Raw genomic sequence first — 15,870 nt, 5'->3', positions numbered from 1 at the left:
GTCATCCGCCAACTCGGCCGGGCCGGAGGCCCGTCGGACACATCTGCTGGGCGGTGGCGCAGATCACAGCGACCACGATGCCGCCCAGCAGGAAGATGTACGAGCCGAGCCCCGCGCCGAAGAGAAAGTCGCCTTCCGGCCGGACGTTGCTGAGCAGCAGGAACACGGTCACCAGCCAGGCCGCGCCGGGCACCAGCACGCCCGCCGGGGTGCCGGTCGCCCGGCCGCCCCCGTAGAACAGGCCGCCGACACCGGCCAGGGCCAGCACCAAACCGCCGGGGAACCAGGCCGCTTGCACCAGCGTTCCGGCGCCGGCCACCAGCACGCCCGCGACCAGAAGCAGCACATATATGCCGACCCGTCCCACCGTCAGCGGCGCGCCCGGCACGGAACCGGACAGCGGCGCCACGGGGGCACCGGACGGCATACCGGACGTTCCGCCCGCCCGCGCCCGCTTCCCGTTGCCGGAAGCCGCGCCGCCGTTTCCCTCACCGGCGTTTCCGCCGCCCTTCGCCGTGCTCATTCCGCCGCCTCCTCAATCCAGGCACTCTCCTCCATACCCACCATTTCGCCGATACCCGCGAAGAGATCGTCCTCCCGGACCCCCGCCGCGGCGCCCGGGACGCCGTGCACCAGCTGATAGTGCTCCGTGCGGAACAGCGGCTGGCCCAAGTCGTTGGAGAGCGCGAAGAACGGCCCGTCCACGGCGATCTGGGTGTAGTGCGCCCGCATCGCCGCGGACTTCGCGGCCGCGTAGGCGGGGTCGCCGGTCAGGGACGCCGTGACCTCGGAGTCCGGCACCACGCCCGGCACATCGTCGACGGTGGCCACCCCGGGGAAGCTGTGGCCGGCCGCGCGCAGCCGCGCGAAACCCTCCTCGACCACCGACCGGGGGTTGCAGTTCCAGTAGATCTTGGCGATCTCATGGGCCCGGCCCAGCTCCGGCCGGAAGTCCGCCCGTGCGGCCAGCTCGGCACCGCGCATGGCGACGCGGTGCGCCTGGATGTGATCGGGGTGGCCGTATCCGCCGTTCGGGTCATAGGTGACCAGGACCTGCGGCCGGACCTCCCGGATCACGGCCACCAGTGCACCGGCCGCCTCGTCGAGCGGGGCCTGCCAGAAGGCGTCCGGCCGGTCGTTCTGGGGGGCGCCCATCATCCCGGAGTCCCGGTAGCGGCCCGGCCCGCCGAGGAAGCGGTGGTCCGTGACGCCCAGGGCCGCCATCGCGGCGGCCAGCTCACCGGCGCGGTACGGCCCGAGGGCGTCGTCGCGGTCCGGCGCGAGCGCGGCGAGCTCGGGCGGGATGACCTCGCCCTCCTCGCCGAGGGTGCAGGTCACCAGGGTGACCAGCGCGCCCTCGGCCGCGTACTTGGCCATGGTCAGGCCGTTGTTGATCGACTCGTCGTCGGGGTGCGCATGCACCAGCAGCAGCCGCCGGGAAAAGGCGGCGGGCGAGTCGCTCCCCTCGGCGGGTGGCTGCGGGGGACGGGCGGGCTGATCGGTCATGCCGACAGCCTACGAGCCACCCCGTCCGCCGCCCGCAGGCGATCCCGTCCCGCCACCCGGGTGCCGGGACGGCGGACGGGCCCCACTACGGGCGGGCCCGGCCGGGGGCGGCTCAGAACTTGATGTTCCCGAGCATCCCGGCGACGTTCGTCGTCAGCTGCTTGATCGTCGGGGCGATGGACGAGCTGGCCAGATAGAAGCCCAGCAGCATGCAGACCAGCGCATGCGGGGCCTTCAGTCCAGACTTCTTGACAAGCAAGAAGACGATGATCGCCAGCAGCACCACCGCCGAAATCGAGAGTGCCACGGCGGCTCACCTCCAAGTACTTACGGTCCGGACAGAGTTGAGGGTGCCCGGACCGACTTCACGACCCGCGCACCCGGGTATGCCAAGGGCTCTTTACCCCGTACCCACTACGCGCAAGGGATCATAACTTTCCGCGCTAGCGCATAAGTCGGAGCACGGAAGCAGAGCGGGGGCGCACACGATCTTCACGGGCGCGACCGGGGTGAGCCGGTCCGCCGTCGGGGCCGGACCCGGTTGCTCCGACCCGGCCCTGATCGGGAAGACACCCCCTAGGCTCGACACCATGACCGGACAGCCTTCGTTCCCGCGGCAGTACGCCCGTACGCAGCGCTTCACCCTGGGCGCCCCGCGCAGTTACGCCCTCTCCCCCGACGGCGCGCGCGTCGCCTTCCTCCGCTCCGGTGCGGGCACCGACCGCAGCCAGCAGTTGTGGGTACTCGACCTGGGAGAGGGACGGGAGTTCCCGGCCGCCGACCCGCAGGCCCTGCTGGCCGGTGCGGACGAGGACCTCCCCCCGCAGGAGCGGGCCCGCCGCGAGCGCAGCCGGGAGAGCTCGGCGGGCATCGTCGGCTATGCGACGGACTCCGCCGTGGAGTTGGCGGCGTTCACCCTCTCGGGGCGGCTGTTCGTCTCCGAGCTGCGCGCCGGCACCACCCGTGAACTTCCGGTCCAGGGGCCGGTGGTGGACCCCCGGCCGTCACCGGACGGCCGGCAGGTGGCTTTTGTGGCGGACGGGCGGCTGCGGGTGGTGCCGGTGGACGGCGCCGCGACGTCGGACGAGGGCGACGGCGGTGGCGCGGCGGACGGCGGGCGGGCGGACCGGGTGCTGGCCGAGCCCGACGGGCCCGAGGTGACCTGGGGGCTCGCGGAGTTCATCGCGGCCGAGGAGATGGGGCGTTACCGGGGTTTCTGGTGGTCACCGGAGAGCGATGCGGTGCTGGCCGCACGGGTCGACGAGGCGCCGGTGCGGCGCTGGTGGATCTCCGACCCGGCCCATCCGGACCGGGAGCCCACCCGGGTCGCCTACCCGGCGGCCGGTACCCGCAACGCCGGGGTCACCCTCACCCTGCTCGGCCTGGACGGCACCCGTACCGACATCGTCTGGGACACCGAGCGCTACCCCTATCTGGCGCGCGTCCACTGGTCAGCGGCCGGGCCGCCGCTGCTGCTCGTCCAGGCCCGCGACCAGCGCGACCAGCGCTATCTGACCGTCGACACCACGACCGGCGCGACCCGGACGGTGCACGAGGACGAGGACGAGGCCTGGGTCGAACCGTTCCCCGGGGTACCGGCCTGGACGCCGGACGGCCGGCTGGTGCGGATCGCGGACGAGGGCGGCGCGCGCAAGCTGTTCGTCGGCGACCGGCCGCTGACCGGGGCGCCGCTGCACGTCCGGGCCGTCCTGGACATCGGCGAGGACGATGTCCTGTTCTCCGCGAGCGGCACCGAGATGCACGACATCGGCGTCTACCGCGCCTGGTTCCGCGGCAGCGGTGACCAGGGCGGCTGGGAGCGGGTGGGCGAGCGCCCGTACGCGACGGTGTCCTCCGCGGTGCGCGGCGGGGCGCTGACCGTGCTGTCCCAGGCGTCGCTGGAGCGGCCCGGCACCCAGGTGGAGGTGGTGCGGCTGGACGCCGACGGCGGGGAGAAGGTGCTCGCCACGATCGGTTCGCACGCCGAGCAGCCGTCCCTGACCGCCCGGCCCCGTCTCGTCCTGGCCGGGGAACGGGGGATTCCGTGTGCCGTGCTGCTGCCGAGCGGCTATCAGGAGGGCGACGGTCCGCTGCCGGTGCTGCTGGACCCGTACGGCGGTCCGCACGGCCAGCGGGTGGTCGCCGCGCACCACGCCCATCTGACCTCGCAGTGGTTCGCCGACCAGGGCTTCGCGGTGATCGTCGCGGATGGCCGGGGCACCCCGGGCCGCTCCCCCGCATGGGAGAAGTCGGTCTCCCGGCGGCTCGCGGAGTACGCCCTGGACGACCAGGTCCATGCCCTCCAGGCGCTGGCCGGATCCTTTCCCCTCGACATGGAGCGGGTGGCCATCCGCGGCTGGTCGTTCGGCGGCTATCTCGCCGGGCTCGCCGCGCTGCGCCGGCCCGATGTCTTCCACGCGGCGGTGGTGGGCGCGCCGGTCACCGATCTCCGGCTGTACGACACCCACTACCAGGAGCGCTATCTCGGCCACCCGGACGAGGAACCGGCGGTCTATGCGGAGAACTCGCTGATCACGGACGAGGGGCTGTCCGGAGCCGTGGAGCCGCACCGTCCGATGCTGATCGTGCACGGCCTCGCGGACGACAACGTGGTGGTGGCCCATTCGCTGCGGCTGTCCTCAGCTTTGCTGGCGGCGGGCCGTCCGCACGAGGTGCTGCCGCTGTCCGGGGTGACGCATATGGCGGCGCAGGAGCAGGTGGCCGAAAACCTGCTGCTGCTCCAGGTCGACTTCCTCAAGCGGTCGCTGGGGATGCGGGACTGACCGCGGGAATACCCTCCGCCCCTGCCTCGTTGTGGCTCCGCAGGGGCCCCCGCACCCCCTACGGGATCTGTTCGCCCGCCCCCTAAGCCCTCCGCCCCCTTAAGTCCTCCGCCCCGGCCCGTCTCACCAGCCGGGCGGGAGTGTGGACGGCGGGGGCGGGGCGTGCGGCGGCCGCGTCTCGCCCGGCGCGGCGCCGTACGCCAGCGCCGCGTCCGTCTCCGGGACCGCCGCCGGGACGCCGGGCCGGGCCGCCGCGATCAGCACGGCCAGTCCGGCAGCCACCACGAAGCCCGCGGTGCCCAGCTCCAGCTGGGCCCGGACGGGCAGCACGGCGAAGCGGCCCAGCTTCCCGGTGTGCCCGGCGAAGGCGAGGGCCACGGCTCCGTGCACGCACAGCAGGGCCGCGGCGGTCAGCGCCGCCGGCCGGGACCAGACCGCCCGGCGCAGCGCGGCGGCCCCCACGCCCAGGGCCAGCAGCGCGAGCGCCACCGCCTGCCAGTGCACCGGCGGCTGGAGCAGCGTGCGGAAGACGGAGGCGTCACCGAACAGCCCCTTGGCGTAGATCTCCCCGCCGAGCTGCGCCCACCAGTGGATCTCCCAGCCGGTGACGGCGATTCCGGCGGCGCCCAGGAGGACGGCGACGGTGAGGGCCGGCCCCTTGAACGGGCTGCCGGGCGCCCCGGGGCCCGCCGCCAGCGGCACCGCACGGACCACTCCGTAGGCCGCGGACTCCGGTGCCGGCACGCCGTGCGGCCCGCGACCGCCGGTCCCGTCCCGCCGCCGCCCCGCCGCGCACACCGTGATCAGCGCGATCGCCAGGACGAGTTGGACCAGGGCGGTCAGCCGTGCCCGCGCCATGAGACCGCTGTCCAGCCCTTGGAGCCAGCCCGCGCCCAGCATCCACACCAGCGGGATCCGCAGCAGTGCGGTGGCTGCCGCCAGGGAGAGCAGAGCGCCGGTGACCAGGGTCGAGGCGACGGCGGTGCGCAGGGCGGCGACCGCGACGGCGAGCGCGCCGAGCACCAGCAGCGGGTCCAGCGCCGAGGTGGCCCAGGCGGTGAACTCCCCTGGTCGGGGCGCCTCCCCGAGCCACAACCGCCCGACGTCCGCGCCCTGCTGGGCGATGGTCAGATCGCGGATGATCCAGCCCACGCCGATCAGCGCGAGCAGCAGGCAGACCAGTGCGCCGAGGCCGCGCGCGCCGCGGGTGAGAACGCTGTCCCGCACTGTGGACACGGCTCGCCCCCCGTCCGTGTCGAAGTACCCGAGTCGTCCATGGCACCCCGCAGGGGAGGTGTCCCCGCAGGTCTACTCGAGTCCCGGCCCGGCGACAACAGAGCCGGCCGGGGCGATGGATGAAACCCGGACAAAGCAGCAACCGGCCGGGGCGCCTCTGACGTCCCGGCCGGTCTACGGCACCCGCACGGCCGTACGTTGTTCATCATGGCGCGTCCGTATATCGGTGTTGCGACAGTGAAGTTGCCTTCACGTTAAAGAAGTTGATGGTGATATGTCCCCCATGCCGCATATCCCGGACCTCTGTCAAGCACGCCCGGGCGTCGATCTGCGCAATCTTCGCTCAAGAAGTAGACGACCTGTTCACGAGCACACCCGATCCCCTTGACTCCGCCATAAATCACTTGCGAAAGTCCGCTCATCCAGCGGTGCGACCAGGTGCCGCTTCACGTTCCAAGAGAACTCGGCGCGGGGGCACTTCGCGATGACTAGTCCATCCCAGACCGCGGCAACCAAGTCCGATCCACCCGGACTTGATTCCAAGGGTCTGAAGAAGACGAAGGACGGCAAGGACGGTGAGCTCGTTGGCCGTTCCCCCGGCCAACTGATGTGGCGACGCTTCAAGCGCGACCGCACGGGCGTCATCTGCGCGGTCATTGTGCTGGCCTTCTTCGTCGTGGCCGCGCTGGCTCCGGTGATCGCCTCGCTGTACGGCAAGAACCCGTACACCTTCTACGGCAACGAGGACCCGAGCCTCTTCGACGAGTTCGGGTATCCGATGGGTGCCAACGGCGGCATCTCCGGGGACTTCTGGTTCGGCATCGAACCGGCCCTCGGCCGCGATCTGTTCACGTCCCTGATCTACGGCATGCGGACGTCCCTGGGCATCTCGGTGGCGGTGACCATCCTGGTGGTCATCACCGGCACCCTCCTGGGCATCACGGCCGGCTATGTGGGCGGCAGGACCGACTACTGGCTCGGCCGGATCATCGACTTCCTGCTCGCCTTCCCCAGCCAGCTGACCTTCGTGGCCTTCATGCCCGTGGTCGTGGCGTTCTTCATCCCGCCGGGCGACGAGACCCCGACCTATGTGCGTGTGGTCGCGCTCATCCTGGTGCAGTGGGCGCTGGGGTGGATGGGTCTGGCCCGGCTGCTGCGCGGCCAGGTGCTGTCCCTGCGTGAGCGGGAGTTCGTCGAGGCCGCGAAGATCACCGGCGCCTCTCCCTGGCGCATCATCCGCAAGGAACTGCTGCCCAACGTGGTCACGCCGATCCTGGTGCAGGCCACCTACATGCTCCCGCTGTTCGTCACGGCGGAGGCCGGCCTGTCCTTCCTGGGCGTCGGCATCATGGAACCGACCCCGGACTGGGGGCGGCTGTTCCACACGGCCGGCATGGTCTACGAGAACGACCCGACCTTCCTTGTCTTCCCCGGCGCCGCGATGGTGATCTTCGTGCTGTGCTTCAACCTGCTCGGGGACTCGGTCCGGGACGCCTTCGATCCCAAGTCCGGGCGCTGATCGTCCACATGAGGGGGGCGCTGTCACCCCCGGGCCGGGCTCGTACCGGTTGCGTCAGGCAGCACATCTGGACAACAACCGACAGGCAGGTGCTTGGAACCTCATGAACGCACTATCTACGCGCAGAGCACGCGCCGTGATCGTGGCCCTGGCGGCCGGTTCACTCGCGCTCACCGGATGCAGCAGCGGCGGCAGCAGCGGCAAGGACAAGTCCCAGACGGACAAGGACGCCGCCGCGCAGTCCAAGACCGTGGCGCTCGGCACGGCCGCCGACTCCACCGGCCCGGCCGCCGAGGTCAAGGGGTCCCGCAAGGGCGGCACCATGCGTGTCTTCCAGCGTGACAGCTTCAACCACCTGGACCCGGCGCAGATGTACGTCAGCGACCTGGGCGACCTGTCCAAGCTGATCTTCCGTGGTCTGACCACGTACAAGCAGGACGACGCGGGCAAGAAGACGGTCGTCGGTGACCTCGCCACCGACGCCGGCCAGATGTCCGACGGCGGCAAGACGTGGAAGTACACGCTCAAGGACGGCATAAAGTTCGAGGACGGCAAGCCGATCACCTCGAAGGACATCCGCCACACCATCGAGCGGATGTACGCCAAGTTCATCACCGACGGCCCCACGTACATGCAGACGTGGCTGTCGGGCGAGGGCACCACGTACCGCAAGGCACTGCCGGACGGTCCGTACAAGGGTGACCACCTGCCCAAGAACGTCCTGGACACCCCGGACGACAAGACCGTCATCTTCCACTTCAAGAAGCCGCAGTCGCAGGTGCCCTACGCGCTCGCCATCGCGGGCTACAGCGTGGTCCCCGAGGGCGCCAAGGACACCAAGGAGAACTACGACGTCAAGCCGGTCTGCGCCGGCCCGTACAAGTTCGCCTCCTTCAAGGAGGGCAAGTCCGCGAAGCTGGTGCGCAACACGAACTGGGACCCGAAGACGGACCCGGCGCGGCACCAGTACGTCGACGGCTTCGACATCACCTTCAACCACCAGTTCTCGGACTCCACCAAGCGCCTGATGGCCGACCAGGGTGAGGCCAAGAACGCGATCAGCTTCACCAACTCGGTGGAGCCGACGCAGACCAAGCAGGTGCTGGACAACCCCAGCGCCAGCAAGCGCCTGGTGCAGGGCTACCAGCCCTACGTCTGGCAGATGAACATGAACATGGACCGCATCAAGGACAAGAAGATCCGCGATGCGATCACCTACGCCATGCCGAACTCGCAGATCGTCCGCATCAACGGCGGCAGCTACGGCGGTGAGATCGCCGGCGGTCTGCTCGCCCCGACCGTGGCGGGCTACGAGAAGGGCTACGACCCCTACGGCAAGCTCACGCACCCCAACGGTGAGCCGGAGAAGGCCAAGAAACTCCTCAAGGAGGCCGGCAAGACGGGCATGAAGCTCGTCTACGCCTACTCCAACACCGAGATCCGCCAGAAGGAAGCCGCGGTCATCGAGGACGCCCTGAACAAGGCCGGCTTCGACGTCCAGAAGAAGGAGGTCGACGCGGCCTCCTGGTACCAGCAGATGGGCAAGGTCGACAACGGCTTCGACATCTACATGACCGGCTGGGGCCAGGACTGGGCGGACGCCTCCACCGTCATCCCGCCGTCGTACGACCCCCGGCAGATCCAGGACGGCGCGGCCAACTACTCGCACATCCGCGACAAGCACATCAGCTCCGAGATCGACCGCATCGAGAAGATCACGGACGCCAAGAAGCAGACGCCGGAGTGGCAGAAGCTGCACCAGTACATCGTGGAGAAGGTCAACCCGGCCGCCCCGGTCTTCTACACCAAGATTCTCCAGCTGCACGGCTCCAACGTGGGTGGTACCCGCTACAACAGCGACACCAACTACCTGGACCTGAACACGCTGTTCCTCAAGAAGTAAGACGCACACAGAAGCAAGCACCGGAAGGCGGTCCGGAGAGCGCGCGGCACGGCGGAGCGCGCGCTCTCCGGGGCCTTCCCCGCCACTCCGTCACTCCCCACAGCCGCCGCCGTCCTGAGAGCAGCGAACTGCCATGCTTCCCTTCCTATTCCGCCGGATTTTCGGCGCGGTCGTCATCCTTCTCCTGCTGAGCGCCTTCACGTTCTTCGTGTTCTTCTCCACGGGTGACCCGGCCATGATGGCGTGCGGCAAGAACTGCACCGCCGACAACGTGGCCCTGATCCATCAGAACCTCGGTCTCGACAAGCCCCTGCCGACGCAGTACTGGGACTTCCTGGTCGGCATCTTCGCGGGCCGCGACTACTCCGTCGGGCACTGCAGCGCCCCCTGCTTCGGCTACTCCTTCGCCACCAAGCAGGACGTCTGGGCGACGATGATGGACCGGCTGCCCACCACGGCGTCGCTGGCCGTCGGCGGCGCGATCGCGTTCCTGGTCATCGGCCTCGGTGCCGGTCTGCTCGCCGCCTGGAAGAAGGGCTCGGTGCTGGACAAGACGGTCACCGGCGCTTCCATGGTGCTCAGCTCGGTGCAGATCTACATCCTGGGCCCGATCGTCCTCGGCATCTTCGTCTACAGCGGCCTCATGGCCTCTCCCAAGTACGTGGAGCTCACCAGCAACCCGGGTGGCTGGTTCATGGGCCTGCTGCTGCCGTGGCTGGTGATGTCGACGATCTTCACCGCCCAGTACACCCGTATGGCGCGCTCGACGATGATCGAGCAGCTCCAGGAGGAGCACGTCCGCACCGCCAAGGCCAAGGGCATGCCCGCGCGTTACGTCTTCCTCCGCTACGCCTGGCGCGGTTCGCTGATCCCGATCGTCACGATCCTCGGCATCGACCTGAGTTCGCTGTTCGGCGGCGCCATGATCACCGAGTACACCTTCTCGCTGGCGGGCCTCGGCCGGCTGGCCATCAACTCCGTCATCACTCTCGATCTGCCCATGATCCTCGGCGTGCTGATCTTCAGCGCCGCCCTGATCCTGGTGTTCAACATCATCGTGGATGCGACGTACGCCCTCATCGACCCGCGCGTGCGCCTGTCCTAGGAGAACCCAAGTGACCACACTCACCAAGACCGAGGACGCGCCGGTCCCGGCCGGATCGGACCCCTTCCTCTCCGTCCGCGACCTGCATGTCCGGTTCTCCACCGAGGACGGCATCGTCAAGGCGGTCGACGGCCTCTCCTTCGACCTCGAACGCGGGCAGACGCTCGGCATCGTCGGCGAATCGGGATCCGGCAAGTCCGTCACCAACCTCGCCGTGCTGGGACTGCACAACCCCAAGAGCACCGAGATCACCGGCGAAATCACGCTGGACGGCCAGGAGTTGACCGGAGCCAGGGAGAAGACCCTGGAGAAGCTCCGCGGCAACAAGATGGCCATGATCTTCCAGGACGCGCTGACCGCCCTGTCGCCGTACTACACGGTCGGCCGGCAGATCGCGGAGCCGTTCATCAAGCACACCGGCGCCAGCAAGCGCGAGGGCCGGCAGCGCGCCATCGAGATGCTGACCAAGGTCGGTATCCCGCAGCCCAGTCTGCGGGTGGACGACTATCCGCACCAGTTCTCCGGCGGTATGCGCCAGCGCGCGATGATCGCCATGTCGCTGGTCTGCAACCCCCAGCTGCTGATCGCCGACGAGCCGACCACCGCCCTGGACGTCACCGTCCAGGCGCAGATCCTGGACCTCCTCAAGGACCTCCAGCAGGAGTTCGGCTCCGCGATCATCCTGATCACCCACGACCTCGGCGTGGTCGCCAACACCGCGGACGACCTGCTGGTGATGTACGCGGGCCGCGCCGTGGAGCGGGGCTCGGTCAAGGAGATCCTCAGCCGGCCGCAGCACCCGTACACCTGGGGCCTGCTGAGCTCGATGCCCCGGCTCAGCTCGGACGTCCACGAGGAGCTGCACCCGATCCCCGGGTCGCCGCCGAGCCTGCTCACCCCGCCCTCCGGCTGCGGGTTCCACCCGCGCTGCGGCTTCACCGGCGAGGTCGGCGGCGCCCGCTGCACCGACGAGCGGCCGCTGCTGGAGCTGGGGCGCGCCGCCGCGTGCCACTTGAGCGCCGAGCAGAAGCAGACCCTCTTCACCGAGCAGATCAAGCCCCGGCTGGGCTAGGGAGCTATCACCATGGCAGAGAACGTCACCCTCCCGGCGCCCCGTGACGCCGCGCCCACCCCGGGCGAGCCGCTGCTCACCGCCGAGGGCCTCACCAAGCACTTCCCGATCCACGGCGGCTTCCCGTTCAAGCGGAAGGTCGGCGCGGTCCAGGCGGTCGACGGCGTCGACCTGACCGTGCACGCCGGTGAGAGCTTCGGTCTGGTCGGTGAGTCGGGCTGCGGCAAGTCCACCACCGGACGGCTGCTCACCCGGCTCATGGAGCCGACCTCCGGCAAGATCACCTACGCGGGCCAGGACATCACCCACGCGGGCCGCAAGGAGCTGGCGCCGATCCGCTCCGAGATCCAGATGATCTTCCAGGACCCGTACGCCTCGCTGAACCCGCGGCAGACCGTCGGCACCATCATCGGCGGCCCGATGGAGATCAACGGGATCAACCCGCCCGGCGGCCGGGAGAAGCGGGTCCAGGAACTCCTGGAGACCGTCGGACTCAACCCGGAGCACTACAACCGCTTCCCGCACGAGTTCTCCGGCGGTCAGCGCCAGCGCATCGGGGTGGCCCGGGCGCTCGCCCTGGAGCCGAAGCTGATCGTCGCCGACGAGCCGGTCTCCGCGCTCGATGTCTCGATCCAGGCGCAGGTCGTCAACCTGCTCCAGAAGCTCCAGCGGGAACTGGGCATCGCGTTCCTGTTCATCGCCCATGACCTGGCGATCGTGCGGCACTTCAGCGAGCGGGTCGCGGTGATGTACCTCGGCAAGATCGTCGAGGTGGGAACGCGCGACGAGATCTACAACCGGCCGCGCCACCCCTACACCCACGCGCTGCTCTCGGCGGTGCCCGAGGCCAAGCTGGTGGAGAACGAGGAGGAGGACCGCGAGCGCATCCGTCTCGCCGGTGACGTCCCCTCCCCGGTCAACCCGCCCTCCGGCTGCCGGTTCCGTACGCGGTGCTGGAAGGCGCAGGACAAGTGCGCCACCGAGGAGCCGCCGCTCGTGCAGATCGGCGGGAACGGGGCCGGGCACCTCACCGCCTGCCACTTCCCCGAGGAGCCGACGACCGCGGCCCGCGGCGAGGACATCATCCTCGACCCGGCGCTGGCCGCGATAGAGGAGTCCGCGGCGGCCGAGGACACCGACACGGACGGGTGACCCTCCCTCCGGAGCCGGAGCCCGCTTCCCCTACGGGAGGCGGGCTCCTGGCGTTTCCGGGCGCCGCGCACGGCCGTCCGGCCCGTACGGCTACTCGCTCGGCACCACGTGCCGCTCCTCGGCGAAGTGACAGGCCGAGGCGTGCCCGGCCGGGCTCGCCGTCCCGCGGAACTCCCCGGGCACGTCCAGCGGCGGGACGACGTCGGCGCACAGCTGCCGGGCCTTCCAGCAGCGGGTGCGGAAGCGGCAGCCGGAGGGCGGGTTCGCGGGTGACGGGACATCGCCGGCCAGCAGGATGCGGTCCCGGTGGGTGCGGGCGTCCGGGTCGGGGACGGGCACGGCGGACAGCAGGGCCTGGGTGTACGGGTGCGTGGGGTGGTCGTAGATCTGCTCCTGGGTGCCGGTCTCGGCCAGCCGGCCCAGGTACATCACCGCGACGCGGTCGGAGATATGCCGTACGACGGACAGATCGTGGGCGATGAAGACGTACGACAGCGCGAACTCCCGCTGCAACTCCTCCAGCAGATTGACCACTTGGGCCTGGACCGAGACATCCAGCGCGGAGACCGGCTCATCGGCGACGATGATCTCCGGGCGCAGCGCCAGGCCGCGGGCGATCCCGATGCGCTGGCGCTGGCCGCCGGAGAACTGGTGCGGATAGCGGTGGATGAACTCGGGGTTGAGCCCCACCACTTCCAGGAGTTCCTGGACCTTTCTGCGGCGGTCCCGCTTAGGGGCCGCCTCGGGGTGGATCTCGTAGGGCTCACCGATGATGTCGCCGACGGTCATCCGGGGGTTCAGGGAGGTGTAGGGGTCCTGGAACACCATCTGGATGTTGCGGCGTACGGCCCGCAGGGCGCGGGCCGAGAGGGTGCTGATGTCCTCGCCCCGGTAACGGATCTGACCGGACGTCGGACGTTCGAGGCCGACCAGCAGCCTGGCGACGGTGGACTTGCCGCAGCCCGATTCGCCGACGATGCCGAGCGTCTCGCCCTGGTGGAGGTCGAAGGAGACCCCGTCGACGGCCTTGACCGCGCCGACCTGCTTCCGGAAGAGCACCCCCCGGGTGAGCGGGAAGTGTTTGACCAGGTCGCGGATCTCCAGGATCGGTTCGCCGGCCGCCCGCGCGGCGCCGTCCCGGAACTGCTGGAGCCGACCAGGCTCCACACCGGCCGCTGCGCGGCCACCAATACCGTGCTCCATCGAATGTCCTTGCCCGTGCTCGTCAGGTGAGGTCGGGATGTCTTCCTTCAATGGCCCTGACCTCGGCTTTCGGCATGGATCTGCTGTGTTGTCAGTGGTAGCCCGTAGGTTGAACGGGTGAGTGGAGGTGAACAACCGTGCGCCGTAGCTACAAGTTCTTGTTGAGGCCGACGGTGGGCCAGCAGAGCGCTCTGGTGGCGATGCTGGCGGATCATTGCGACCTCTACAACGCGGCGTTGCAGGAGCGGCGGGGCGCCTGGCGGCACTCCTCGAAGACGACGGTCCGGTACGGCGACCAGTCCGCACAGCTCAAGGGCATCCGCGCCTTCTCCCCCGAGCAGGCTCGCTGGTCGTTCTCCTCCCAGCAGGCGACGCTGCGCCGGTTGAACAAGGCGTTCGAGGCGTTCTTCCGCCGCGTAAAGTCCGGGGATACTCCGGGCTACCCCCGGTTTCGGTCCCGGGCACGGTTCGACACGGTGGAGTTTCCGAAGGACGGTGACGGTTGCCGCTGGGACTCCACCCCGCGCGACGGGACTACCCGCGTCCGCCTCCAGGGTGTCGGTCACGTTCGCGTCCACCAGCACCGGCCGGTCAGAGGCCAGGTCAAGACGGTGAGCGTCAAGCGTCAAGGCCGCAAGTGGTTCGTAGTGCTGTCGTGTGATGACGTGCCCCCTGAGCCCCTGCCCGCCACTGGGCGCGAGGTCGGCATCGACATGGGCACCACCCACTTCCTGACCACTACCGACGGCGTTCACATCGAGAACCCGCGCCTGCTCTCCAAGGCCGCTGCCGAACTGGCCGCCGCGCAGCGGAACCTCAGCCAGTTCCCGAAGCGGGGCAAGACGAAGACCCGTACGAAGAAGCACCGTCAGGCCGTAGAGCGGGTCGCGAAGCTGCACGCGAAGATCCGCCGCCAGCGTCTCGATCACGCTCACAAGGCCGCCAACTTTGTGGTACGTGACGCGGACGTGATCGCCCACGAACGCCTCGACATCGCGAACATGACGCGCCGTCCGAAGCCCAGGGCAGCGGATGACGGCACCTTCGAACCGAACGGAGCGGCCGCGAAAGCCGGCCTCAACAGAGCTATTTTCGATGCGGGTTGGGGGGTGTTCCTCGCCGTCTTGACCGCCAAGGCAGAGTGCGCCGGGCGTCAAATGATCGCGGTGAACCCCCGCAACACTTCCCGCACCTGCCCGCTGTGCAGACATGTGTCGGCGCAGAACCGCGACGGGGAAGGCTTTCAGTGCACCGCCTGCGGTTTCATCGAGCACGCGGACACGGTCGGTGCGCTCAACACAGCAATCAGGGCCGGGCTGGCCCTCTGCGTCGCGACATAGCCCCCGACGCAGGAAGCCCGCCGCTTCAGCGGTGGGTGGAGTCACCAAGGGTCTCCTTCCAGAAGTGGCAGGCGCTGGCCCGGCCGGGTCCGGCCTCGTACAGCGGCGGCGGGTCGGTCCGGCAGATGTCCTGGGCCAGCGGGCAGCGCGGGTGGAAGGGGCAACCGGGCGGAATGGCCGTCAGGCTGGGCGGCAGGCCCTTGATCGCGTACAGCCGCCGGCCCTTCCGGTCCAGCCGTGGGACGGAGTCCAGCAGGCCGCGGGTGTACGGGTGGGCGGGCGCCCGGTAGAGCTGGTGGACGGGGGCGGTCTCGACGATCCGGCCGGCGTACATCACCGCGATGGTGTCGGCGACATCGGCGACCACGCCCAGGTCGTGGGTGATCAGGATCAGCCCCATGGTCAGCTCGCGCTGGAGCTCGGCCAGCAGGTCCATCACCTGCGCCTGCACGGTGACGTCGAGTGCCGTGGTCGGCTCGTCCGCGATGATCAGGTCCGGGCCGAGGGCCAGCGCCATCGCGATCATGATGCGCTGACGCATCCCGCCGGAGAACTGGTGCGGATAGTCGCCCACCCGCTCCCTGGCCGCCGGGATGCCGACCCGCTCCATCAGTTCCACGGCTCTGCCGCGGGCGTCCTTACGGGACATCCCCTCGTGGACCTGGAACATCTCCCCGAGCTGGGCGCCGACGCTGAGGACCGGGTTCAGCGCGGACAGCGCGTCCTGGAAGATCATCGCCATCTTCGCGCCGCGGATCCTGCGCCGTTCGTCCTTGCGCAGGGTGAGCAGATCGCGCCCCTGGAAGACGACTTCGCCGCCGGTGACGCGTCCCGGGGGCGAGTCCAGGATGCCCATCACGGCCTGGGCGGTGACGGACTTGCCGGAGCCGGACTCGCCGAGCACCGCCAGCGTCTGGCCGGGCGCCACGCGGTAGCTGACGCCGTTGACGGCCTTGGCCACGCCGTCCCGGGTACGGAACTCGACCCGCAGGTCCCGCACGTCGAGCAGGGCCGTACCGGCGCCGGCGGACCGCGCGTCCTCGTTCGTCAT

General features: G+C 69.7%; 13 protein-coding genes. 7 read left to right on the top strand and 6 right to left on the bottom strand.

The annotated features are described in order from the left end of the window. Position 1: 1 nt before the first annotated feature. From QT196_RS26235 to QT196_RS26225, 3 genes are all read right to left on the bottom strand, one after another. Positions 2 to 523, bottom strand: a complete 522-nt coding sequence (locus tag QT196_RS26235) for a DUF6113 family protein (RefSeq protein ID WP_290355821.1) — start codon at positions 521 to 523, stop codon at positions 2 to 4. After that, positions 520 to 1,506 (bottom strand): N-acetyl-1-D-myo-inositol-2-amino-2-deoxy-alpha-D-glucopyranoside deacetylase, encoded by a 987-nt coding sequence (gene mshB, locus QT196_RS26230; protein ID WP_211117423.1) that lies wholly within the window; start codon positions 1,504 to 1,506, stop codon positions 520 to 522. Before mshB ends, QT196_RS26235 begins: the two co-directional genes overlap by 4 nt. Before the next feature lie 112 nt (positions 1,507 to 1,618). Next, the gene (locus QT196_RS26225; RefSeq protein ID WP_006603310.1) at positions 1,619 to 1,813 is read right to left on the bottom strand and encodes a hypothetical protein; all 195 of its coding nucleotides are present in this window, start codon (positions 1,811 to 1,813) and stop codon (positions 1,619 to 1,621) included. Between the two features lie 283 nt (positions 1,814 to 2,096). Between QT196_RS26225 and QT196_RS26220 the strand changes: the two genes are divergently transcribed. Continuing rightward, on the top strand, positions 2,097 to 4,289 hold the full coding sequence (locus QT196_RS26220) for a prolyl oligopeptidase family serine peptidase (RefSeq protein ID WP_290355812.1): 2,193 nt from the start codon (positions 2,097 to 2,099) through the stop codon (positions 4,287 to 4,289). A 123-nt stretch (positions 4,290 to 4,412) separates the two neighbouring features. Here QT196_RS26220 and QT196_RS26215 read toward each other — a convergent pair whose 3' ends face one another. Continuing rightward, positions 4,413 to 5,525 carry a hypothetical protein gene (locus QT196_RS26215; protein ID WP_290355811.1) on the bottom strand — a complete coding sequence of 371 codons (1,113 nt, stop codon included), beginning with the start codon at positions 5,523 to 5,525 and terminating at the stop codon, positions 4,413 to 4,415. 484 nt (positions 5,526 to 6,009) lie between these two features. On the opposite strand from QT196_RS26215, the gene QT196_RS26210 reads away from it, so the two are divergent. The 5 genes from QT196_RS26210 to QT196_RS26190 all read left to right on the top strand — a co-directional run bounded on the left by QT196_RS26210 (position 6,010) and on the right by QT196_RS26190 (position 12,276). Beyond that, entirely contained in the window at positions 6,010 to 7,044 is a 1,035-nt protein-coding gene (locus tag QT196_RS26210; protein WP_168481238.1) for an ABC transporter permease, read from the top strand. A gap of 103 nt (positions 7,045 to 7,147) precedes the next feature. Beyond that, complete coding sequence (locus tag QT196_RS26205; RefSeq protein WP_168481237.1) at positions 7,148 to 8,947, top strand: ABC transporter substrate-binding protein; 1,800 nt, start codon at positions 7,148 to 7,150, stop codon at positions 8,945 to 8,947. Positions 8,948 to 9,080: 133 nt separating this feature from the next. Beyond that, entirely contained in the window at positions 9,081 to 10,052 is a 972-nt protein-coding gene (locus QT196_RS26200; RefSeq protein ID WP_168481236.1) for an ABC transporter permease, read from the top strand. Between the two features lie 10 nt (positions 10,053 to 10,062). Further along, on the top strand, positions 10,063 to 11,124 hold the full coding sequence (locus tag QT196_RS26195) for an ABC transporter ATP-binding protein (RefSeq protein ID WP_290355810.1): 1,062 nt from the start codon (positions 10,063 to 10,065) through the stop codon (positions 11,122 to 11,124). A 12-nt stretch (positions 11,125 to 11,136) separates the two neighbouring features. Then, positions 11,137 to 12,276, top strand: coding sequence for a dipeptide ABC transporter ATP-binding protein (locus QT196_RS26190; RefSeq protein WP_168481234.1), 1,140 nt, complete (start codon positions 11,137 to 11,139; stop codon positions 12,274 to 12,276). A gap of 90 nt (positions 12,277 to 12,366) precedes the next feature. Here the strand turns inward: QT196_RS26190 and QT196_RS26185 are convergent, their stop codons facing one another. After that, complete coding sequence (locus tag QT196_RS26185; RefSeq protein ID WP_266733676.1) at positions 12,367 to 13,479, bottom strand: dipeptide ABC transporter ATP-binding protein; 1,113 nt, start codon at positions 13,477 to 13,479, stop codon at positions 12,367 to 12,369. Between the two features lie 137 nt (positions 13,480 to 13,616). On the opposite strand from QT196_RS26185, the gene QT196_RS26180 reads away from it, so the two are divergent. Beyond that, on the top strand, positions 13,617 to 14,819 hold the full coding sequence (locus QT196_RS26180) for a transposase (RefSeq protein WP_266733678.1): 1,203 nt from the start codon (positions 13,617 to 13,619) through the stop codon (positions 14,817 to 14,819). A 25-nt stretch (positions 14,820 to 14,844) separates the two neighbouring features. Here the strand turns inward: QT196_RS26180 and QT196_RS26175 are convergent, their stop codons facing one another. Then, positions 14,845 to 15,870 (bottom strand): ABC transporter ATP-binding protein, encoded by a 1,026-nt coding sequence (locus tag QT196_RS26175; RefSeq protein ID WP_290355809.1) that lies wholly within the window; start codon positions 15,868 to 15,870, stop codon positions 14,845 to 14,847.

Origin of the sequence: Streptomyces sp. P9-2B-2, assembly GCF_030406865.1 — a bacterium.
Classification (GTDB): Bacteria; Actinomycetota; Actinomycetes; order Streptomycetales; family Streptomycetaceae; genus Streptomyces; species Streptomyces platensis.
This window is presented reverse-complemented; position numbering and strand designations above follow the sequence as displayed.

Coding starts and splice junctions, on each gene's coding strand:
- mshB (WP_211117423.1), bottom strand. CDS start 1,506: ATGACCGATCAGCCCGCCCGTCCCCCGCAGCCACCCGCCGAGGGGAGC.
- QT196_RS26205 (WP_168481237.1), top strand. CDS start 7,148: ATGAACGCACTATCTACGCGCAGAGCACGCGCCGTGATCGTGGCCCTG.
- QT196_RS26235 (WP_290355821.1), bottom strand. CDS start 523: ATGAGCACGGCGAAGGGCGGCGGAAACGCCGGTGAGGGAAACGGCGGC.
- QT196_RS26175 (WP_290355809.1), bottom strand. CDS start 15,870: ATGACGAACGAGGACGCGCGGTCCGCCGGCGCCGGTACGGCCCTGCTC.
- QT196_RS26210 (WP_168481238.1), top strand. CDS start 6,010: ATGACTAGTCCATCCCAGACCGCGGCAACCAAGTCCGATCCACCCGGA.
- QT196_RS26220 (WP_290355812.1), top strand. CDS start 2,097: ATGACCGGACAGCCTTCGTTCCCGCGGCAGTACGCCCGTACGCAGCGC.
- QT196_RS26185 (WP_266733676.1), bottom strand. CDS start 13,479: ATGGAGCACGGTATTGGTGGCCGCGCAGCGGCCGGTGTGGAGCCTGGT.
- QT196_RS26190 (WP_168481234.1), top strand. CDS start 11,137: ATGGCAGAGAACGTCACCCTCCCGGCGCCCCGTGACGCCGCGCCCACC.
- QT196_RS26200 (WP_168481236.1), top strand. CDS start 9,081: ATGCTTCCCTTCCTATTCCGCCGGATTTTCGGCGCGGTCGTCATCCTT.